This is a genomic window from Arcobacter sp. CECT 8985 (assembly GCF_004116495.1).
Lineage (GTDB): Bacteria > Campylobacterota > Campylobacteria > Campylobacterales > Arcobacteraceae > Malaciobacter.
Genome location: NZ_PDKC01000001.1, coordinates 139,393 through 161,399, shown reverse-complemented (window position 1 = coordinate 161,399; position 22,007 = coordinate 139,393). Strand labels below are relative to the sequence as shown.

At 28.1% G+C, this 22,007-nt stretch carries 17 protein-coding genes; 16 read left to right on the top strand and 1 reads right to left on the bottom strand.

The features are described 5' to 3' along the window. Nucleotides 1-221: 221 nt before the first annotated feature. The 16 genes from CRU93_RS00805 to CRU93_RS00730 all read left to right on the top strand — a co-directional run bounded on the left by CRU93_RS00805 (nt 222) and on the right by CRU93_RS00730 (nt 21,641). Nucleotides 222-2,795, top strand: a complete 2,574-nt coding sequence (locus CRU93_RS00805; RefSeq protein WP_129102281.1) for a bifunctional aconitate hydratase 2/2-methylisocitrate dehydratase — start codon at nt 222-224, stop codon at nt 2,793-2,795. Between the two features lie 145 nt (nt 2,796-2,940). After that, a complete protein-coding gene (locus CRU93_RS00800) occupies nt 2,941-3,537 on the top strand; it encodes a TetR/AcrR family transcriptional regulator (protein ID WP_258238781.1) in 597 nt (198 codons plus the stop codon). After that, nucleotides 3,524-4,417 carry a Ni/Fe hydrogenase gene (locus tag CRU93_RS00795; RefSeq protein ID WP_129102279.1) on the top strand — a complete coding sequence of 298 codons (894 nt, stop codon included), beginning with the start codon at nt 3,524-3,526 and terminating at the stop codon, nt 4,415-4,417. The genes CRU93_RS00800 and CRU93_RS00795 overlap by 14 nt, the downstream gene beginning before the upstream one ends. Then, the gene (locus CRU93_RS00790; RefSeq protein ID WP_129102278.1) at nt 4,414-5,769 is read left to right on the top strand and encodes a nickel-dependent hydrogenase large subunit; all 1,356 of its coding nucleotides are present in this window, start codon (nt 4,414-4,416) and stop codon (nt 5,767-5,769) included. The genes CRU93_RS00795 and CRU93_RS00790 overlap by 4 nt, the downstream gene beginning before the upstream one ends. 261 nt (nt 5,770-6,030) lie before the next feature. Next, complete coding sequence (locus CRU93_RS00785; protein ID WP_129102277.1) at nt 6,031-7,266, top strand: hydrogenase small subunit; 1,236 nt, start codon at nt 6,031-6,033, stop codon at nt 7,264-7,266. A gap of 2 nt (nt 7,267-7,268) precedes the next feature. Further along, on the top strand, nt 7,269-9,008 hold the full coding sequence (locus tag CRU93_RS00780) for a nickel-dependent hydrogenase large subunit (protein ID WP_129102276.1): 1,740 nt from the start codon (nt 7,269-7,271) through the stop codon (nt 9,006-9,008). A 19-nt stretch (nt 9,009-9,027) separates the two neighbouring features. Next, nucleotides 9,028-9,708 (top strand): cytochrome b/b6 domain-containing protein, encoded by a 681-nt coding sequence (locus CRU93_RS00775; RefSeq protein ID WP_129102374.1) that lies wholly within the window; start codon nt 9,028-9,030, stop codon nt 9,706-9,708. A gap of 89 nt (nt 9,709-9,797) precedes the next feature. Beyond that, nucleotides 9,798-10,382 (top strand): HyaD/HybD family hydrogenase maturation endopeptidase, encoded by a 585-nt coding sequence (locus CRU93_RS00770; RefSeq protein ID WP_129102275.1) that lies wholly within the window; start codon nt 9,798-9,800, stop codon nt 10,380-10,382. Continuing rightward, entirely contained in the window at nt 10,366-11,892 is a 1,527-nt protein-coding gene (locus CRU93_RS00765; protein WP_129102274.1) for a hypothetical protein, read from the top strand. Before CRU93_RS00770 ends, CRU93_RS00765 begins: the two co-directional genes overlap by 17 nt. A 273-nt stretch (nt 11,893-12,165) precedes the next feature. Then, nucleotides 12,166-13,326 carry a hydrogenase small subunit gene (locus tag CRU93_RS00760; RefSeq protein ID WP_375153638.1) on the top strand — a complete coding sequence of 387 codons (1,161 nt, stop codon included), beginning with the start codon at nt 12,166-12,168 and terminating at the stop codon, nt 13,324-13,326. A gap of 3 nt (nt 13,327-13,329) precedes the next feature. Next, a complete protein-coding gene (locus CRU93_RS00755) occupies nt 13,330-15,060 on the top strand; it encodes a nickel-dependent hydrogenase large subunit (protein WP_129102272.1) in 1,731 nt (576 codons plus the stop codon). Nucleotides 15,061-15,069: 9 nt separating this feature from the next. Continuing rightward, nucleotides 15,070-15,744 carry a Ni/Fe-hydrogenase, b-type cytochrome subunit gene (gene cybH, locus CRU93_RS00750; protein WP_129102271.1) on the top strand — a complete coding sequence of 225 codons (675 nt, stop codon included), beginning with the start codon at nt 15,070-15,072 and terminating at the stop codon, nt 15,742-15,744. Next, complete coding sequence (locus CRU93_RS00745) at nt 15,745-16,308, top strand: HyaD/HybD family hydrogenase maturation endopeptidase (RefSeq protein ID WP_129102270.1); 564 nt, start codon at nt 15,745-15,747, stop codon at nt 16,306-16,308. Then, a complete protein-coding gene (locus CRU93_RS00740) occupies nt 16,292-17,944 on the top strand; it encodes a hypothetical protein (RefSeq protein WP_129102269.1) in 1,653 nt (550 codons plus the stop codon). Before CRU93_RS00745 ends, CRU93_RS00740 begins: the two co-directional genes overlap by 17 nt. A 9-nt stretch (nt 17,945-17,953) precedes the next feature. Then, a complete protein-coding gene (hypF, locus tag CRU93_RS00735) occupies nt 17,954-20,191 on the top strand; it encodes a carbamoyltransferase HypF (RefSeq protein ID WP_129102268.1) in 2,238 nt (745 codons plus the stop codon). A gap of 103 nt (nt 20,192-20,294) precedes the next feature. Next, a complete protein-coding gene (locus CRU93_RS00730; protein ID WP_129102267.1) occupies nt 20,295-21,641 on the top strand; it encodes a sodium-dependent transporter in 1,347 nt (448 codons plus the stop codon). An 11-nt stretch (nt 21,642-21,652) separates the two neighbouring features. Here CRU93_RS00730 and CRU93_RS00725 read toward each other — a convergent pair whose 3' ends face one another. Continuing rightward, nucleotides 21,653-21,940 (bottom strand): DUF3817 domain-containing protein, encoded by a 288-nt coding sequence (locus CRU93_RS00725; RefSeq protein ID WP_129102266.1) that lies wholly within the window; start codon nt 21,938-21,940, stop codon nt 21,653-21,655. Nucleotides 21,941-22,007 lie beyond the last annotated feature (67 nt).

The window sequence follows — 22,007 nt, the reverse complement described above, 5'->3', positions numbered from 1 at the left end:
TAATTAATTTAAAAACTTAGTTTTAGTTAAAAAAAAACATCTAATAAACCTTTTAAATACACTAAAAATACGATTTATGATAAAAAATAGTTAACTTATGTACTTTTTTTGTAACTTTTGTTTACACAAGTACAAACTTGTACATAAAATTACAAAAATTGTACATTGCGTATAGGTAACATTATGTTATACTAAAAGTACAAATCAATTAGGAGATATTAATGAGTTTAATTGCTGAATACAAAGCACACACAGAAGAAAGACTTAAAGAGGGAAATCTTCCTCCATTACCTCTAACTGCTGAACAAACTGCTCAATTAGTAGAATTATTAAAAGCAAATCCCGTTGAAGAAGCTGATTATTTATTAGAATTATTTCAAAATAGAATCAACCCTGGTGTTGATGATGCTGCATATGTAAAAGCTGCTTTTTTAAATGATATAGTACAAGGTAACGTATCATGTACTGTAATATCAAAGCTTAAAGCTATTGATATTTTAGGAAAAATGATGGGTGGATTTAATGTTTCTCCACTTATTGAAGCATTAAAAATTGATGAGGTTGCAGATGAAGCTGCTAATCAATTAAAAAATACTATTTTAGTTTATGATGCATTTAATGATGTTAAAGATTTAATGGATGCTGGAAATTCAAAAGCAAAAGAAGTTATTGAATCTTGGGCAAATGCTGAATGGTTTACAAATAAACCTGAATTACAAAAAGAAATCAAATTAACTGTTTATAAAATTCCTGGTGAAACAAATACAGATGATTTATCTCCTGCAACTGTTGCATTTACAAGATCAGATATTCCATTACACGCAACTGCAATGTTACAATCTAGAATGGAAAATCCTCTTGAAACAATGGAAGAGTTAAAACAAAAAGGTAATCCATTAGCATACGTAGGTGATGTTGTTGGTACTGGAAGTTCAAGAAAATCTGGTATTAACTCAGTTCAATGGCATATGGGTAGAGATATTCCAGGTGTTCCAAATAAAAGAACTGGTGGTGTTGTAATTGGTTCAATTATTGCTCCAATTTTCTTTAATACTGCAGAAGATTCGGGATGTTTACCAATTGAAGCTCCAGTTGATGAATTAGAAACTGGCGATGAAATTGTTGTAAAACCATATGATGGTGTGATTGAAAAAGATGGAAAAGTAGTTTCAGAATTTACTCTTACTCCAAATACATTAACAGATGAAATGAGAGCTGGAGGAAGAATTCCATTAATTGTTGGTAAAGGATTAACTGCAAAAGCAAGAGAAGTTCTTGGATTAGATCCAACTGATATGTTCTTAGCTCCTGTACAACCAAAAGACAATGGTAAAGGTTTTACTCAAGCACAAAAAATGGTAGGTAAAGCTTGTGGTGTTGAAGGTATCAAACCTGGAATGTATGTAGAACCAATCGCAACTACTGTAGGTTCTCAAGATACAACTGGACCAATGACAAGAGATGAGATTAAAGAACTTGCTGCATTATCATTTGGTGCAGATATGCTTATGCAATCATTCTGTCATACAGCAGCATATCCAAAACCATCAGATATTACATTAAGACATACATTACCAAACTTCATTAATTCAAGAGGTGGTGTTACACTTAAGCCAGGTGATGGTGTTATTCACTCATGGTTAAATAGATTATGTTTACCAGATACTGTTGGTACTGGTGGAGATTCACATACTAGATTCCCAATTGGTATCTCATTCCCTGCTGGTTCTGGTCTTGTTGCATTTGCTGGTGTTACTGGTATGATGCCATTAACTATGCCAGAATCTGTATTAGTTAAATTCAAAGGTGAAATGCAACCAGGTATTACACTAAGAGATTTAGTAAATGCTATTCCTTACCAAGCAATCAAAGATGGTTTATTAACTGTTGAGAAAAAAGGTAAGAAAAATATTTTTGCTGGTAAAATTGTTGAAATTCAAGGTTTACCTGATCTTAAAGTTGAGCAAGCATTTGAATTATCTGATGCATCAGCTGAAAGAAGTGCAGCAGCTTGTTCTGTTCAATTAGACAAAGAACCAATTATTGAATACTTATCTTCAAATATCGCTTTAATTGAAAAAATGATTGAAGAGGGTTATGAAGATTCTAGAACTCTTCAAAGAAGAGCTGATAAAATGAAAGAGTGGATTGCTAATCCTGAATTATTAGAGCCAGATGCAGATGCCCAATATTCTGCAACTATTGAAATTGATTTAAATGAAATTAAAGAGCCAATTTTAGCTTGTCCTAATGATCCAGATGATGTAGCAACTTTATCAGAAATCTTAGCTGATGAAAAAAGACCAAATAATATAGATGAAGTATTTGTTGGTTCTTGTATGACTAATATCGGATTATTTAGAGCTTTAGGTGAAGTTCTTAAAGGTGAAGGTGTTGCTCCAGCTAAATTATGGGTTGCTCCTCCAACAAAAATGGATGAAGCTCAATTAACTGAAGAAGGTTACTATTCAATCTTTGCTGGTGCAGGTGCAAGAATTGAAATTCCAGGTTGTTCATTATGTATGGGTAACCAAGCAAGAGTAAATGAAAATGCAGTTGTATTCTCTACTTCTACAAGAAACTTTGATAATAGACTTGGTAAAGGTGCTCAAGTTTACTTAGGTTCAGCAGAAGTTGCAGCAGTTGCAGCATTACTTGGTAGACTTCCAACTGTTGAAGAGTATATGAAAATTGTTCCACAAAAAATTACTGCTGAAAATAAAGATGGAGTTTATAAATACTTAAACTTCCACAAAGTTTCAGAAGAACAATTAACTAACTTAGTTCACTCATAAGAACTATAAAATAAAGAGGTTTACCTCTTTATTTTACTTTATTAATACAAACTCATAATTATAAATTATATATATTTTCATTCACTATTAACATAAATTATACTATCATATGCTTATTATTGTAAATTATTTAAAGGTAAACTATTTGTCAACAAAAGAGTTAAAAAAAAATAATATTATTGAAAATGCATTAAAACTTTTTTCTACAAAGGGATTTTATAATACTACAATTCCTGATATTGCAAAAGCTATGAAAATGAGTGTTGGAAATATGTATAATTATTTCTCTTCTAAAGAGGAATTAGCAAAATATGCTATTAGATATTCAACTAATATACTAGCAATTGAACTTAGAAAAATAAATCAAATGGAAATTTCTTCAAAAGAGAAGATTTTCTTATTTACAAAACAATATTTAGAAAATGTAAAAAATTCACCAGAAATAATTGAGTATTTTTTAAGAGTTTACTTATCAAATAGAGAAGTTTTTGCAAAAGGTTGTGAAGGTTTTTTATGTGTAAGTGAATTTGTAACAGAAGTAATGATATTTCTTGATGAAGGTGCTAATAGTGGTGAATTTAGAGAACAAGACTTCTTTACAGCATTTGCAATGATTATGGGATGTTTAGGTGGTTTTGCTTTTTTAAGTGGAGAAAAAGTTCTAGATAAAGATTTATTACAATATTCTGATGGTATTGCTGAAAATATATTTAGAGCTTTGAAAAGCGATGAAGCAATATAAACCAAAAATTGTTTGGCTTCAAGCAATTACTTGCAATGGAAATACCCATTCTTTATTAAGTTCAAATCCCTCTAGATTTGAACTACTTTTAAATAGTTTTGATTTTTTTTATCATCCTTCAATTACGACTGAAACTACAATTGATAATGTATTAGAGCTAAAAGAGATAGATTTTTTACTTTTAGAAGGTGCTGTTACATCAAATGAAGACTTTTATAAAATATCTGATAATAATATTGTGAAGTTATTAAAAAAGGTTTCAAAAAAAGCAAAATATATTATTAGTGTTGGCTCTTGTGCATCATATGGTGGAATACATGCCAAATTTGAACAAAATAGTGATATAAAAGGCTTAAAAGATATTTTAAATCTTGAAGAGTTGAAAAAATTAAAACAACCAATTATAAATCTTACAGGGTGTCCTGTTCATCCAGAGTGGATCCTTCAAACCCTTTTTACACTAAAAGAGTATGAAACTATTTCTTTAGATGAGTACTCACGACCTAAAAATATATATTTTGGACTTGCTCATCATGGATGTACAAGAAATGAATATTTTGAATGGAAAGTAGAAGCAAAATCATTTGGACATAAAGAGGGTTGTTTATTTTATGAAGAGGGTTGTAGAGGTCCTATGACTCATAGTAATTGTAATAGAATCTTATGGAATGATGTAAATACAAAAACAAGAGCAGGAATGCCTTGTATTGGTTGTACTGAATTTGATTTCCCAAGAACAAATATGTTACAAACAAAGAAAAATATTGGTATTCCCTCTGAAGTTCCTTTGGGTATAAATAAAAGAGCATATTTGACTCTTACTGGTGTTGCAAAAACATTTAAAATTGATAGATTACATAAAAAGTTAATAGAAGAATGAAAACATTAAATATAGTTGAAAGAATAGAAGGTGAAGCAAAGTTAGTCTGTAATTGGGAAAATGAAAAAATAGAAAATGCACAAATTCAATTTTTGAATTTTAGAGGTTTTGAATATATTTTAGAAAATAAACCAGCACTTGATGCCTTAATTTATACACCAAGAATTTGTGGCATTTGTGGACAAGCTCATTTAAAAGCTACAGCTGAGGCTTTAGAAAATATTTATAAAGTATCAAATGAACCTTTAGAGATTACTAATAAAGCTAAATTATTAAGAGAAATAGGGCTAAACATAGAAATTATTGATTCTCATCTTAAATGGTTTTATATTTTTATAATGCCAGATATTGCAAAGTTATCAAAGGATAATAAATATTCGAAATATCAAGCAATAAAAGGTGAATCATGGAGAAAAGGAACATTTGCTGCAAGTGAAAGTATAAAAGCATTAGCAGTTTTTGCTGGTCAATGGCCACATAGTTCATATATGATTCCTGGTGGAGTTATGAGTGATCCAACTCTTTTTGATTTAATTAGTATGGAAAATTATCTTGATCAAACTATAAATTTCTTAGAAAAAGAGCTAGTAGGCATTGATATTGATGATTATCTTAATATGTCTGATTTTTCATTTTTATATAATCAAAATAGTGCATTAAAAGATTTTAAAGATTTATGTTTTAAAAATGATTTGGAAAATATTGGTAAGAGTTATAATAGACATATTGTTTTATCTTCAAATAATTTATTTAAAGCAGGAAGAATTGAATTAAAAAATAGACAAGCCATTGATTTATCATTAATTGAAGAAAAAGATTTAAATAGTTTCAAAGTTAATGAAAAAAGAAAAGCAAATGAGTATACTTGGGCTAAAACAGCACTTTATAATAATAAAGCATACGAAACAGGACCTTTATCAAGAGCTTTGTTAAAAAATAGAAAACTTATAAAAAACATTCATAAGAAATTTAATGATTCTGTTTTTACAAGAGTTTTTGCAAGAATGGATGAATTAGTTCATTTAGTTTATACAACAAAAAAACTAATAAAACAGATAGATATAAGTGAAGAGTCTTATATTAAACCTAATATCTCTTTAGATGAACTAGGTAATGTTTCAGCAAAATCTGTAGTTGAAGCAGCAAGAGGTTCTTTATTGCATAATATAACAATTGATAATGGTATTATAAAAAAATATGATGTAATTACTCCTTCTGTTTGGAATTTAGGACCAGGAATCAATAATAATTTAGGCGTTGCCCAAAATGCCATCATTGGTGCAAATAGTATAGAAAAAGCTCATATAATCTTACGAAGTTTTGATGTATGCTCTGTATGTACAACACAATAAATAAGAAAATGTGCAAAAATGTAACATTACTAAAATTTATAAAAATATTATTTTTTTTCTAAAAAAAGTAAATGAAACTTTACAAAATATTATATTTTGGGGCATTATTGTGACAAAATATAATATTTTTCTTCAAAAAACTACTTTGATATCACTTTTTATTAAATCTATCTTAAAATATTAAGTTTTAAATAAGATGTATATAGCTATTTTTTTACAGATAAATGAACATTCATTTGTATAATAATTGAAGGAGATATAATGGTTGATTCTCAAGATATGGTAAAAAAATTCTTTACCCAAAAGTCTGCTAGAATTGATACAAATAAAGGTGATAAATACTACAAGAACCTTTTTGAAAAAGCAAAAGAGAGATTATCTATATTACAAAAACAAGAACCTCTAAAAGATATAGATATGATAGATGTAATAGAAACAGAAGGTATAAATAGAAGAGATTTTATGAAGTGGGTTAGTGCTACTACTGCTACACTTATGCTTCCTTCAATGTTTGAACCTTTAGTTGCCCAAGCAACTGAACTTATGAATAGAGTACCTGTTGTTTGGATAGAACTTCAAGACTGTGCTGGTAACTCAGAGGCATTATTAAGAAGTGCATCTCCTACAGTTGATGATCTATTATTTGATGTAATTAGTTTAGAGTTTCATGAAACATTACAAGCTGCTGCAGGACATGATGCTGATAGACAATTAGATGATGCAGTTGAGCATTTTAAAGGAAAGTATTTATTATTTGTAGAAGGTGCAATTCCTATGGCAAATAATGGTATGTATGGAACTATTGGTGCAAGTGGTGAAACTTTTCATGAACATTTAATGAGAATGTCAAAAGATTCGGCTGCTGTTGTTGCAGTTGGTACATGTGCTACTTTTGGAGGTATTCCAGCAGCTTCTCCTAATCCAACTGGTGCAGTGGGTGTTATGGATTTGGTAAAAGGTAAACCTTTAATTAATATTCCTGCATGTCCTGCAAATCCTGCAAATATTGTAGGTGTAATTTTACATTATATTTTAACTGGTCAAGTTCCAGAGTTAGACTCTTTATTAAGACCAAAATTTGCTTTTGGTTATAGAATCCATGATAATTGTGAAAGAAGAGCACACTTTGATGCTGGTGAATATGTTGAAGAGTTTGGGGATGATGGCGCAAAAAATAATTGGTGTTTATATAAAGTTGGTTGTAAAGGACCAATGACATTTAATAACTGTTCTATTATTAAATATAATGAAGGTACTAACTGGCCAGTTGGTGTTGGTCGTGGTTGTATAGGATGTAGTGAGCCTGATTTTTGGGATAAATACGCTTATCAAAGACCAATGGCAGGAGCACATATAAAAGCGCCAACAGGTGGTGTTGAAAAAACTGTTGATGAGTTCGGTTTAGGATTATTAACAGCAACAGCAGTAGGAATTGGAGCACATGCGGTTGCAAGTGCAATTGCAGGAAAAAAATCAGAACATAACGAGGAAGAATAGATATGGCAAAAAAACATTTAGTAATTGATCCAATAACAAGAATCGAAGGACATCTTAGAATTGAAGCAATAATTGATGAAAATAATGTTGTTACTGATGCTTATGCTTCTTCTACTATGTTTAGAGGAATTGAAGAGATATTAAAAGGAAGAGATCCAAGAGATTGTGGATTATTAGCAATGAGAATTTGTGGTGTTTGTACAGGTACTCACTACCAAAGAAGTATTGAAGCAGTTGAACATGCATTTGGTGTAACTATTCCTAAAAATGCTAGATTAGTAAGAAACTTAATGCAAGGTGCACTTTATGTTCATGATCATATTGTACATTTTTATCATCTACATGCACTTGATTGGGTTGATATTACGCAAGCATTGAAAGCAGACCCTAAAAAAGCAGTTGCAGAAGCTACAAAATGGGCAAATCTTTCTGGACATTATGCTTATAATGCAAGTGAATCTACATATAAACAAGTTCAAGATAGAGTTACTAAATATGTAAAACAAGGAAGACTTGGGATATTTGGTAATGCATATTGGGGATCAAAAGGTTTTAAATTAACTCCTGAGCAGAATTTAATTGGACTTTCTCACTATCTTGATGCTTTAGAAATCCAAAGAGAAATTGGTAAAATGATGGCAATCTTTGGTGGTAAAAATCCACATCCTCAATCATTAGTTGTTGGAGGAGTAACTTGTGTTCAAGATATTAAAAATCCTTCAAGAATAGCAAAATTTAAACAAATTCTAAAACTTGGTAGAAAATTTTGTAAAGAAGCATATTTGCCAGATGTATATATGGCTGGAACAATGTACGCTGATGAAGCATTAGAAGGAATTGGTGCAGGAGTTGGTAACTATATGTGTTATGGCGATTATAATTTAGATGATTTACCATTTTATGAATCTAAAAAGTTATTCCCTTCAGGTATTGTAAAAAATAAAGATTTATCAAAAGTATATGAACTAGACCAAGCTAAAATTACTGAAGATGTTACTCATGCATGGTATGAAGGAACTACAAATCTTCACCCATTCGATGGTGAGACTAAACCAAACTATACAGGTTTTGGAAAAAAAGAGAATAATATTGCATATTTAGATACAAAAAATAAATATTCATGGATTAAATCTCCTTTATACAATGACGAAAGAATGGAAGTAGGGCCATTAGCTAGAATGATTGTTGGTGTTGCAAAAGGTGATGAAAGAATTACAAAATATGTAACTACTTTTTTAAAAAATGGCAATTTGCCAACAAAAGTTTTATTCTCTACAGTTGGTAGAACAGCAGCACGTGCAATTGAGAGTGAATTAATGGCAGATATTATGATGGAATGGTGTGATGAATTAGCTTCAAATGTTGCTCATGGTGATTTATCAACTTGGACAGAATTTGATTTTGATAAAGTATCTGTTGATACTCAAGGTTATGGAATGGCAGAAGCTCCAAGGGGAAGTTTAGGTCACTGGGTAAAAATCAAAGATGGAAAAGTTGTAAATTATCAAGCAGTTGTTCCTTCAACATGGAATGCAGCACCAAGAGATTATAAAGGAAGATTAGGAGCATATGAATCTTCACTAATAGGAACAAAAGTAGCAAATGCTGATCAACCATTAGAAATTTTAAGAACAGTACACAGTTTTGATCCTTGTATTGCATGTGCAGTGCATATAATTGACGCAAAAGGTAAAGAGTTAGGTGTTTATAAAATAGATCCAACAGGAGGATGCCGTGCCTAATTTTAAAAGGGTTGAGAGAATGACTCCAATCATGCGAACGATTCATTGGCTGAATGCGATTTGTATGGTTGTAGCAGTTGCAACCGGTTTATATATAGGGTACCCTTATTATCAAACATTAATTGCAGATCCAGCTGTTAATAAATATGTAATGGCTTGGAATAGATGGGCACATTTTATTGTTGCAATTATTTTTGATGTAACTGCAATTTTAATTGGATATCTTTATTTGTTTTCAAATTTTGAAAAACCTTATAAAAAGATACTTCCAACAAAGAAAAATTTTGTAGAGTTTTGTGAAGTATTTTTTAATTTAATTACATTTAATAGAAGAAAAAAATTTGATTCTTCTCATAGTGATAGTTATAACATAATGTTCTTTACACTATTTCATATTTTATTAGTGTTTATGTTATTAACTGGATTACAACTTTATGTTCATGGATTAGCATCAGGACATAGTTCAATTGGGGATTGGTGGCCTTGGATATTACACTTTAGTACAGATTGGACATTAAGTGTATTTGGAGGTAACATGGGAGTAAGAATTGCTCATCATACAACAATGTATTTATTAATTATGTGGGTGATGTCACATATTTATTACCAAATTTGGAGAACAATCTTTTGGCAAGAAGGTGATATTGCTATTGTATTTAGTGGATATAAATTTGCTAAAGATAAAAAGAAAAATAAATAAAAATTACAAGACTTAAAGGCCATGCCTTTAAGTTTTATAAAACTTTTACTAAAAGGTTTTGTAAAACTTAAATTAGAAAGTGAGAATAGATGAAAAATATTATTATAGGGGTTGGAAATTTACTTTTTAAAGATGAAGGAGTAGGTATTTATGCTGCTAAATATTTAGAAGAAAATTATGATTTTGATGATAGCTTAGAGATAATTGATGGAGGTACTTTAGGCTTTAAACTAATGAGTTATTTCCAAGAGTATGATAATGTAATTATTTTAGATACTGTTTCAATAGAAGATGAAACAGGAAGTATTTTTAGATTACCATCACATGTATTATTGGGTTTAGGAAACTATAGAAAAACAGCACATGAAGTTGAAATAGTTGAGATGTTAGAAATTTGTTCAGTTTTGGATAAACATGCCCAAGTTACTATTTTGGGAATAATCCCAGAAGATATTGTATCTGTTGAAATAGGATTAACAAAAAAAATAGAAGATAAATTTGAAGATTATATAAATACAGCATTAAAAGAAGTAGAATCAGTTGGTATAAAAATTTCTAAAAAAGATAACAAATCAATAAAAGATATTGCACATGGGTTAATAGGAAGTTATAACGGTGAGCATTTAAATAGAATACCAAATGAAGAGGATATTAGACATGCAAATGTATTATAAAATTAATTTTGCTTCAACAAATGAATATTATATAAATATTATAAAAGAGCAAATAGAACAAGATAATATAAATATTGAAATAAAAAAATATAATAAATTTTTTATATTAAATATAAATGATGAAGAAGAAAAAATTACTCAATTTTTCCAAAACTTAGAAAAAAATTTACCTTTATCAATATTTTTAAAAGGTGCAGAGTTTATAGAAAATATTAAAGAAGATTATGAACCTATTGATTTTGATGGTATAAAACAAAATGTTTCTTTATCAAATAATAAAATATTAGATTTGCTAAATACAGATTTAAATGAGTATGCTAATTTAATAAATAGATTAGAAAGTGGTGAAATTATTGAATTAAATACATCAAATGGTTTAAAAAAATTTTCATTACCAAATAAAATTAATAGAGAAAAATTGGAACAAAGAACAAAAGTTAATGTTTTTGTTTCAAATACAAATAAATTAACTTCTTTATTTGAAGTATCAACAAAAGATATGCAAAATCTTTGTAGTATTGAAAGACCATTAGTTAAATTAAAATTTAATTTTTTACAAAATAAAGAACAACAATATTCAGCTATTTCTTTTGTAAATTGTAAATTACCTGATGATGATAAAACATATAAGTTTGCACTAGCTTTAAAAAATAAACAGATTGATTTTTTAATTTATAGTGATATTGATGTAAAACAAAAAGACATTGAAGTTAGTTATTTTAAAGATGAAAATTATGTAATAAGTGGGGATAAGGCAATATTCCCTACATATGATATTCAGGATAAAAAAATATATAACTCATCAAAAGAGTTATTTGATGAAAATGGTGGAGTATTTAAAACACATGTTAAAAAATTAAATAAAAGAACAGAAAATTGTTTAGGGATTTATTTTTCATATAATAGCAATGAAAGTAAAATAAGTTTAAATGTACCGACAAAAGGAATAAAAGATATTATTTTTATTCCAAATATTGAAAATAATATTAGTTCTTGTATGAAAGAGATTGCTTCAATGGATGAAAATACTGCAAGATTAGTTGAGAATTATAGAAAAAAATTTCCTGAAAACTTTAAAACAGAACTTCCTTTAAATACAAATGGTTTTGTTTCAATTCTAAATTTTATTGCAGTAATGCTTGGAATGAAAGATTATAAAGAGTTTGAATCTTATGCATTATCTACAAATATAAAAAGTGGAATACAAGTAGATATGAAGATTCAAAAGCTTAATGGAAAGAATTATTTAGATTATAGAAAGATTGCACACTCAATTTTTAGTTACAAAATAGCAAATGTTGAAAATTCTTTATTAGCATATTCTTTCTATGAAAGTCTTAGTGAGTTCATAAAAGTTGCTGCAGAAGAGATTAATAGTGACTTAAAAGTGAAAAATATAATTTTTTGTGGGAATATGTTTTCTAACTCAATACTCCTTGAGAAAGCCTATAAAGAGCTTTCAGTAAACTTCAAACCTTTATTGTCTAAAAAATATACACTAGATTACTAGAAATAGTAAGCAAGTGTATAAAAATTAGAATTATACTTAGTTTTAGCTTAAATAGTAAAGTTTAAATTACCATTAAGTTTTGCTGATGTATGATAACTCTATGAATTATTAGGGTTAGTGAATACGTGGTGCCAAACTTAGCTTTGGCTTTTTTTGAAAATAATAAGTGAATGATTATTCATTTAACTTTTATGGTTTTTGAGCATGAGGGAAGAAGTGCTTTAGAAGAAAGTGATGATTCATTTATTTTTTCTTTTATTAAAAGGAAGAATTTTGAAAACTGATTTATTTAATAAGTTATCAAAAAGACTATCAAGTTTAGAAAAACTTCCAAAACTTGATGATAAAAAAACAATCCCATCAATTTTAGAAGAAAAAGGTTTTTCTAGAAGAGATTTTATGAAATGGGCTGGTGCTATGACTGCAATGTTAGCTTTACCTGCAAATTTCACTCCACTAGTGGCAAAAGCTGCAGAACTTAGTGATAGATTACCAATTGTTTGGTTACATATGGCAGAGTGTACAGGATGTTCTGAATCTTTATTAAGAACAGATGCTCCAACAATTGATTCTTTGATTTTTGATTATATTTCATTGGAATATCATGAAACATTAATGGCTGCAGCTGGTTGGCAAGCAGAACATAATTTAGAACATGCTATTGAAAAATACAAAGGTAAATATATTTTAATGGTAGAAGGCGGTATACCTGCAGGTGAAAATTCATTCTACTTAACAATCGGTGGACATGGTAAAACTGGTGAAGAAAATGCAAAACTTGCAAGTGAACATGCAGCTGCTATTTTTGCAATTGGTACATGTTCTGCATTTGGTGGTGTACAAGCTGCAATGCCAAACCCAACTGGTGCAGTTGCACTATCAAAAGTAACAAATAAAACTGTTATTAATGTACCTGGTTGTCCTCCAAGTGAAAAAAATATTGTGGGAACTTTACTACACTATTTACTTTATGGAACATTACCTTCTTTAGATGCATATAATAGACCAAAATGGGCATATGGATTAAGAATTCATGATTTATGTGAAAGAAGAGGGCACTTTGATGCAGGTGAATTTGTAGAAGAATTTGGTGATGATGGTGCAAAACAAGGTTTCTGTTTATATAAAGTAGGTTGTAAAGGACCTTATACTTTTAATAACTGTGGTAAAAATAGATTTAATTCTCATACTTCTTGGCCTATTCAAGCAGGACATGGATGTATTGGATGTAGTGAACCTGATTTTTGGGATACAATGGGACCATTTGAAGAACCTGTAGCAGATAGACTATATAACACTGTATTTGGTGGATTAGGTGCTGATGCAACTGCTGATAAAATAGGTATTGGACTATTAGCAGCAACAGGTGTAGGGATTGCAGCACATGCAGCAATTTCAAAATTTAAAAACCCAAAAGATGGTGAAGAGGAGTAGAAAATGGCAACAAAAAGAGTTATTGTAGACCCAATTACAAGAATTGAAGGACATCTTAGAATTGAGGTTGAAGTTGATGAAAATAATGTAATTCAAAATGCATTTTCTACTTCTACTTTATGGAGAGGATTAGAAACTATTGTTAAAAATAGAGATCCAAGAGATGCAGGGTTTTTAATGCAAAGAATTTGTGGTGTTTGTACTTATTCTCACTATAGAGCTGGTATTGAAGCTGTTGAAGATGCTTTAAAAATTGAACCACCTTTAAATGCAAAATTAACAAGATCACTTATGAATCAAGCATTATTTATGCATGATCACCCAGTTCACTTCTATCATTTACATGGATTAGATTGGGTAGATGTTGTTTCTGCTTTAAAAGCAAATCCAGCATTAGCTGCAAAAGAGGCATTTAAATATACTAAATATCCAGTTGCAGCAGGTGAAGGAGAACTTAAAAAAGTTCAAGATAAAGTAAAAATTTTTGTTGAAAAAGGACAACTTGGCCCTTTTGCAAATGCTTATTGGGGAAATAAATCATTTAAATTAACTCCAGAACAAAATTTAATTGCATTATCTCACTATTTAAAAGCACTTGAAATTCAAAGAGATATGGCTAAAATGACAGCTATTTTTGGTGGTAAACAACCACATCCACAAAGTTTAACTGTTGGTGGTGTTACTTGTATCATGGATTTATTAGATCCATCAAGAATGGGTGAATTTTTAACATTATTTAAAAAAGGTCAAGATTTTGTAAATAATGCATATTATGCAGATATTTTAATGGCTGCACAAGCTTATAAAAATGATCCTTCAGTTACTGATCAAAGAGGTGTTATGAACTTTATTGCTCATAATACAATTAGATTAAATAGAACAGAATTTTTATTTGATAGTGGTATTATTATGAATGGTGATATTTCTAAAGTATATCCAATTAATGAAGATTTAATTACTGAAGAAGCAACTCACTCTTGGTATAAAGATAATCAACCATTACATCCATATGATGGAAAAACAAATCCAAATTATACTGGTTTTGTAGATAGAGAAACTGTTGGACCAGATGGGAAAATGATTCACTCTAAATCAATTGATGAAAACAAAAAATATTCATGGATTAAATCACCAAGATATGATGGTAAACCAATGGAAGTTGGACCATTAGCTTGTATGTTAGTTTCATATGCAAATGGAAATGAAAAAGTTCAAAAAGTTGTTAATCAATTCTTAAAAGAAGCTGGATTACCTGTTGGTGCACTATTTACAACTTTAGGTAGAACAGCAGCTAGAATGTTACAAACTAAATTAATTGTTGACAATGGATTAGAAACATTTAATACTTTAATTGAAAATCTAAAAGTGGATAAAGAAACTTATACTTCTTATAAAATTGATAAAGATAAAGAGTATAAAGGTAGATTTATTGGTGATGTACCAAGAGGTATGTTATCTCACTGGGTTAGAATTAAAAATGGTGTTATTGAAAATTATCAAGCTGTTGTTCCTTCAACATGGAATGCAGGTCCAAAAGATGCAAATGGTCTTATTGGCCCTTATGAATCAAATCTAATAGGAATGAAAGTTGAAGATATTACTCAACCATTAGAAATCATTAGAGTTATTCACAGTTTCGACCCTTGTATTGCTTGTGCAGTACATGTAATGGACACTAAAGGTAATGATTTAGGTGTTCATAAAGTAGACCCAATTTATGGGGCAAGTTGCTAGGAGCGCATTATGATTAAAAAACATTATGAATTTTCATTTTGGCTTAGAGTTACGCACTGGATTAGAGTAATTGCAATTATTATTTTAACAGCTAGTGGTTTTTATATTGCATATCCTTTTATAGCGCCTTCACAAAATGGTGGAGAGCCTGTAAATTTTTTAAATGCACTTATGAGATCATGGCATGTTATATTTGGTTTTTTATTAATTTCAATTACAATTGGTAAATTTTACTTATTCTTTTTTGATAGACAAAGTGGTGTAGAAAGAAAATCATTTTGGGATTTTATTAGTCCAACAGTATGGATTAAACAAATTAAATATTATTTACTAGTAGGTAAACACCCACATGGTAAAGGGGTTTATAACCCTTTACAATTCATGGCGTATATTGGAGTTTATGCATCAATTTTATTGATTTCATTAACAGGATTAATCCTTTATATACATGTATATCATAATGGATTAGGTGGAGCTTTATATGGAATTTTAAGTCCAGTTGAGGCTATGCTTGGTGGATTAGCTTGGGTTAGAGAATTACATCACATTGCAATGTGGATATTTATTATTTTCTTACCAATTCATATTTACTTAGCAATCTTCAATTCAGTTTATGGAAAAGCTGGTGCAATGGATTCTATATTTAGTGGTTATAGATGGATAAAAGAGAAAGATAAAAAATAGATGAATATATTAATACTAGGCATAGGAAATATCCTTTTTCAAGATGAGGGTATGGGCGCACATTTTATACATTATTTAGATGAAAAATATGAATTTAAAAGTGATAAAAATAGTGTGAGCATAGTAGATGGTGGAACATTAGCCCAACGGCTAATTCCACTTATCGTTAAGTTTGATAAAGTTATTGTTGTTGATTGCATTGATGCAAATAATTCAAAGCCAGGTGATGTTTATTTCTTTGATTTTGAAAATATGCCAAATAGTATAGATTGGCAAGGAAGTGCACATGAAATTGAAATGTTGCAAACTTTAAATATGATTCAATTAAATGGAGACTTACCTCAAACTCAAGTATTAGGAATTATTCCAAAAAGAATAGATGATGATACTACTTTTGAATTAAGTGAAGAGATAATAAATGCAATTCCTACAATGGAACATACAATAGTGAATTATCTAAAAGAATTAGGTGTTGAAGTTGAAATAGTAAATAAAGATATTACAATTACACAAATAGCACAGGTTTCATATAAAAGAGAGATAAAAAATGATCCTAAAATTTAGTTTTGAGTATAGTTCAAATAATAACACATTTTTATTTTTTTTACAAAATATTGTAGAAAAATCGCAATTGGAATATAAAATTACAAAACAAAAAGATATCATTTTATATGTAAAAGGAAGTGAAGAAGAATTAGGTTCATTTTCAGATGAATTAGGTCAAACACTTCCAATGTCAATATTTTTTAAAAATAGTACAGTAGAAGTTGTCCCAGAAATTCCACAAGAATACGAAGTTATAAAAACTAATGAGAAGTTAGATTTTGCTTTTTGTTCTTCATGTTTAAAACAAATAGAAAATAGTAATAGTAAAGATTTTTATAATCCATTTGTCTCTTGCTCTATTTGTGGTACAACTTGTGATGTAAAAAGATTAAAATTTTTAAAAAATAATCAAGAACAAAATTATACTTCTAATAAAGAACTTTTTGAAACAATAGCAAAGTTAATTAATGAAAATAATAGTATAAAAATAAAAACAACCTCAGGTGAATTTATTTTTAGAAAATTAGATAAAACTGAAAATAGTGTAAAATTATTATCTATAAATTTAGCAAATATTTCAAAAGTAGTAGTAGCTAATAAAAAAGAGATAGTTGCATTAGCAAGTATAGAAAAACCTTCAATTGATTTAAGAGTAAACGAAGTATTTAGACTTACAAATACATTAAATCAAGAGTATGTAAATGTTAGATATGTAAATGATTTGATTTTATATCTTTTAGCAAAAGAGTTAGAAAAATATGATATTGATTTTTTAATTTATAATCAAAATGATAGTTTTGATTATGAATTAACATACGATGGAAAAATAAAAGATATTGATATTATGAAAATTAAAATTGTTGAAGATAAAACGATTATTTTATCTTCAAAATCATATGATAAATCTCTTGATGTTATTTATTCTAAATTTGATGAAAAAGCAAAAGCTCACTTTATGGTACTTTTACAAGAATATGATTTTTATAAAAGTAGTATATTAAACTTTTATTCATCAACTAAATATGATGATAATATCTGTTTATACTCAAAAGATATAGAAGGCTTTTTAGATATTGTTAGTTATAAATTGCCAAAATCAATAAATGAAATATTTGAAATATTGAAAAAAGATGAAACATCAAATAGACTTTTAAATAATTATAAAGAAAAATTTCCACAAATCTATGAAAATGCAATTAATTGTGATATTTCTATGTTAAAAGATAATAATATTTATTCTTTATGGAAAATTGTTGCAGTAGTATTAGGTTTTAGTTCTAAAATTGAAGATGAAAATATTGTTTTTAATAAAGCAATAGATTCTGTTTTGGAAAAAGGACCACGAATTGATTATAAATTAAAAGATTCAGAAAAAATTTTTAATAAAGAGTTTTTATTACATAAATTATTTCAATCAGGAATGAGTTTTAAACTTGCTGGGCTTGATGATAATACTATATGTTTAGGATATATTGAAAGTTTTGCAGACTATATTGCCAAATTAGTTGATGATGTACATACAGAAGTATCTTTAGATGGTGTTAGTTTAACTGGAGATATTTTTTCAAATGATTTAATTTTAAAATTAGTTCATAAAAGTATTACAAAAAATTTCAAAATATACTATAATAAGGACTTCGTAATACAAAAATAAGAAGTTTTAATGGTAATTGGTAAATTAATAAAAGTAAAAGGAATAGTCCAAGGAGTAGGGTTTAGACCTTTTGTTTTTAATCTTTGTGATAAGTATAATTTAAATGGTTGGGTTAATAATGATGATGAAGGTGTAAATATTGCCTTAGAAGGTGAAGAGTTTACAATAAGTGAATTTTTACATCAATTAAGAAATAACCCACCAGTTTTATCAAAAATAGATTCAATTGATATTTTAGATAAACAAATTGAATCTTTTAATGATTTTAAGATTATAAAAAGTGAGAATCACTTAAATAAAACTACGATAATCTCCCCTGATATAGCAATTTGTGATGATTGTATTAATGATATAAATGATGAAAATAATTTTCGTTATAATTATGCTCTAACTAATTGCACAAATTGTGGTCCTAGATATTCAATTATAAAAACTGTTCCTTATGACAGAATAAATACTTCTATGTCAGAATTTGAACTTTGTGATGATTGTCATGAAGAGTATATTGATCCAAGAAATAGAAGATACCATGCCCAACCTGTTTGTTGTGAGAAGTGTGGACCTAAAATTGAGTTATATAATAATTTTAATAAAAAACTTTGTGAAGGAATTGCAGCAATAGATAAACTCGCTTCTTTAATTAATAATGGTGAAATTGTAGCAATTAAAGGAATTGGTGGATTTCATTTAGTTTGTGATGCAACAATTGATGATACTGTAAATATTTTAAGAAAAAGAAAAAATAGACCTACAAAGCCATATGCAGTTATGTTTAAAGATATAAACCAAGTTAAAGAAGTTGCAACAATAACAAAAAAAGAAGAAGAAATAATCACTTCAAAAGAGAAGCCAATTACATTAGTAAAGAAAAATGAACATAATAAACTTAGCTCTTTAGTAGCACCAAATACACATAGGTTAGGTTGCTTTTTACCTTATACTCCATTGCATATTCTTCTTTTTAAAAAATTGAATAATCCAATAATAGCAACTAGTGCAAATTTAAAAGATGAACCAATTATTAGACATAAAGATGAGCTTATTTTTAAACTTGGTAATGTTGCTGATTTTGTTTTAGATTTTAATAGAGAGATTATAAATGCAATTGATGATAGTGTTGTTCAGGTTGTAAATGATGATATTTTTAAATTTAGAAATGCAAGAGGTTATGCACCTAGTGTAATAAAATTAAAAAATAAACAAACTAATAAAATATTAGCTTTAGGTGCTAATCAAAAATCAACTATTAGTATAGCTTTTGAAGATAATATTATAGTCTCACCTCATATTGGAGATTTAAACTCAATTGATTCAATTGAGTATTTTATGAGAACAGTAAAAACTTTTAAAAGATTTTATGATTTTGAGCCAGATGTAATTGTTTGTGATAAACATCCTTTATATGAAAGTACAAAATGGGCTGATAAATTAGTAAATACAAAAGTAGTAAAGATACAACATCATTATGCTCATATTTTAAGTACTATGGCAGAGTATAAATTAGAAAACAATATATTAGGTATAGCATTTGATGGAACCGGATATGGCGATGATGGAAATATTTGGGGTGGAGAATTTTTTGTAGCTTCTAAAAAAGAGTATAGAAGAGTAAAACATTTTAAATATTTTAGATTATTAGGAGGAGAAAAAGCAGTTAAAGAACCTAAACGCATAGCTTTATCACTGCTTTTTGATACATATAGTTTAGAAGAGTTAGAAAAAAAGCATCTAGGAGTATTAAATGCTTTTTCTTTAGAAGAAATAAGAATGTTAAATACAATGTGGCAAAAAGGTTTAAATGCACCACAAACAAGCTCTGTTGGAAGAATTTTTGATGCAATTGCCTCTTTATGTAATATTCTTCATATTCAAACATATGAAGGTGAAACTGGTCTTTTAATTGAACAATACTATAATGAAAAAATAACACAAACATTTGATTATGAAATCTATAATGATATTATAGATATAAGACCAATGATAAAAGCAATTGTAGAAGATGAATATGACAAAAAAACAATTTGTTCAAAATTTTTAAATACAATGGCAAAAATAATAATAGATATTTCAGATGAATATGATGACTTAGATATAATTTTATCAGGTGGAGTTTTTCAAAATAAAACATTATTAGAAAAAGTAATAAATAATTTACAATATAAAAATAAAAAAGTATACTATTCAAGAATAATTCCAGTAAATGATGGAGGAATATCAGTAGGACAAATATACTCTCAAACTGAATAATTATTGTTAAATAATTACATATAAAGTGTGCTTAAATAACATTAAAATTGTTTTTAACTTACTATTAGATAAAATTGAACCTTAATTTTTTACAAGGTTGGCTATGAAGACAGCAAAGTTTAGTAGACTAGGTTTTATATTAGCTGCAGTAGGTTCTGCAGTAGGTTTAGGAAACATATGGAAATTTCCTTATGTTACAGGTGAATATGGTGGTGGAGCCTTTGTTCTTATTTATTTAATAACAGCATTATTTATTGGTGTTTTTGTTCTTATTTCAGAGTTATTAATTGGTAAATTAGGTCAAAGTGATGCAGTATCAATGTTTGAAAATCTTGCAACAAAATATAAAAAAATATGGAAATTTGCAGGATTTGTAGTAATTGTCCCTTTGCTTATTCTTTCATATTATTCAGTAATTATTGGTTGGATTTTACACTATATTACAATTTCTTTTGAAAAGTTACCTTCAACTGTACACGAGTCAAAAGCTACGTTTATGGCTCTTCTTCAAACAGATTATCAAACGCAACTTTTTTATCATACAATTGTATTTGTTTTAGTAACAGCAATTATTTTAAAAGGTGTAAAAAATGGAATTGAAAAAATAAATAAAATTTTAATGCCATTGTTAGGAATTATGTTAGGAATTCTATTTATTTATTCAATTAATGTTGATGCTTTTTCTGATGCAGTAACTTTTATGTTTAATCCAGATTTTTCTAAACTTACTTCAACAGCAGTTATTGTAGCAATTGGACAGGCATTTTATACTCTATCTTTGGGTATGGGTATTATTATTACATATGCTGCTTCATTACCAAAACAATCAAATATTGTTAGATCATCTTTGATTATTTCTATAATTGATACAATTGTTGCTCTTGTTGCTGGACTTATTATATTTACTTTATTATTTGATAAAGGTGCTGAGTCAACAAAAGGTCCAGGATTAGTATTTATCTCTTTACCATCAGTATTTTATGAGTTTGGTAAAGCAGGAGAATTTTTATCAATATTATTCTTTGTTGCAATTGCATTTGCTGGAATTACATCTGCTATTTCAATGATGGAACCAGCTGTATTATATCTAATTCAAAGATTTAATATGACAAGAAAGAAAGCTGCTATTATTTGTAGTATTTTCTTTTATGTTCTAGGTATAATTACTTTATTCTCAAATATTACAGACTTTGCTCCAGCATTAAAAGTAGGAAGTAAAACTTTCTTTGATTGGGTTGATTTTGTATGTTCAACAATATTAGTTCCTTTTGGAGGTATTTTAGTTGTTATTTTTGTTGGGTATTTTATGGATAAACAAAAAATCAGAAAAGAACTTACTCCTTTAATGGGTAAAACATTTTTATCAATTTGGTTTTTTATGATTAGATATGTAATTCCATTTGCATTAATTGCAGTAATTTTAAATGAAACAGGTTTATTTAAATTCTAAGAGATTTTCTCTTAGAATTTATTATTTTCTATTTTAACTTTTTTTTCTATTAAAATTGCCCCAAAAGGAATTAAAGATAAAACAAAAAGTTGAAAAGCAAATCCCTTATCCCAATTTAATCTTTTTAAAGTTAAAAATAGTGAAATAGAAAATAAAATAAATAAAACTCCATGTGACATTCCTACAACTTTTACAATGTATGGATTTCCTAAAATATACTTTATTGGCATAGCAATAAAAATAAGTATTAAATAAGAAAAACCCTCAACTGCAGAAATAAATCTAAAACCATTTAACATTTTTTTCCTTTATTATAATTTTGGTTTATAATATTCTATTTTATATATATAAGTTGAAATAATAATT

Bases quoted from the DNA above. Each gene is read 5' to 3' on its own strand.
- CRU93_RS00780 (WP_129102276.1), top strand. From the start codon at position 7,269: ATGGCAAAAAAACATTTAGTAATTGATCCAATAACAAGAATCGAAGGA.
- CRU93_RS00755 (WP_129102272.1), top strand. From the start codon at position 13,330: ATGGCAACAAAAAGAGTTATTGTAGACCCAATTACAAGAATTGAAGGA.
- cybH (WP_129102271.1), top strand. From the start codon at position 15,070: ATGATTAAAAAACATTATGAATTTTCATTTTGGCTTAGAGTTACGCAC.
- CRU93_RS00740 (WP_129102269.1), top strand. From the start codon at position 16,292: ATGATCCTAAAATTTAGTTTTGAGTATAGTTCAAATAATAACACATTT.
- CRU93_RS00765 (WP_129102274.1), top strand. From the start codon at position 10,366: ATGCAAATGTATTATAAAATTAATTTTGCTTCAACAAATGAATATTAT.
- CRU93_RS00725 (WP_129102266.1), bottom strand. From the start codon at position 21,940: ATGTTAAATGGTTTTAGATTTATTTCTGCAGTTGAGGGTTTTTCTTAT.
- CRU93_RS00745 (WP_129102270.1), top strand. From the start codon at position 15,745: ATGAATATATTAATACTAGGCATAGGAAATATCCTTTTTCAAGATGAG.
- CRU93_RS00785 (WP_129102277.1), top strand. From the start codon at position 6,031: ATGGTTGATTCTCAAGATATGGTAAAAAAATTCTTTACCCAAAAGTCT.
- CRU93_RS00730 (WP_129102267.1), top strand. From the start codon at position 20,295: ATGAAGACAGCAAAGTTTAGTAGACTAGGTTTTATATTAGCTGCAGTA.
- CRU93_RS00775 (WP_129102374.1), top strand. From the start codon at position 9,028: ATGACTCCAATCATGCGAACGATTCATTGGCTGAATGCGATTTGTATG.
- CRU93_RS00790 (WP_129102278.1), top strand. From the start codon at position 4,414: ATGAAAACATTAAATATAGTTGAAAGAATAGAAGGTGAAGCAAAGTTA.
- CRU93_RS00770 (WP_129102275.1), top strand. From the start codon at position 9,798: ATGAAAAATATTATTATAGGGGTTGGAAATTTACTTTTTAAAGATGAA.
- CRU93_RS00805 (WP_129102281.1), top strand. From the start codon at position 222: ATGAGTTTAATTGCTGAATACAAAGCACACACAGAAGAAAGACTTAAA.
- CRU93_RS00795 (WP_129102279.1), top strand. From the start codon at position 3,524: ATGAAGCAATATAAACCAAAAATTGTTTGGCTTCAAGCAATTACTTGC.
- hypF (WP_129102268.1), top strand. From the start codon at position 17,954: ATGGTAATTGGTAAATTAATAAAAGTAAAAGGAATAGTCCAAGGAGTA.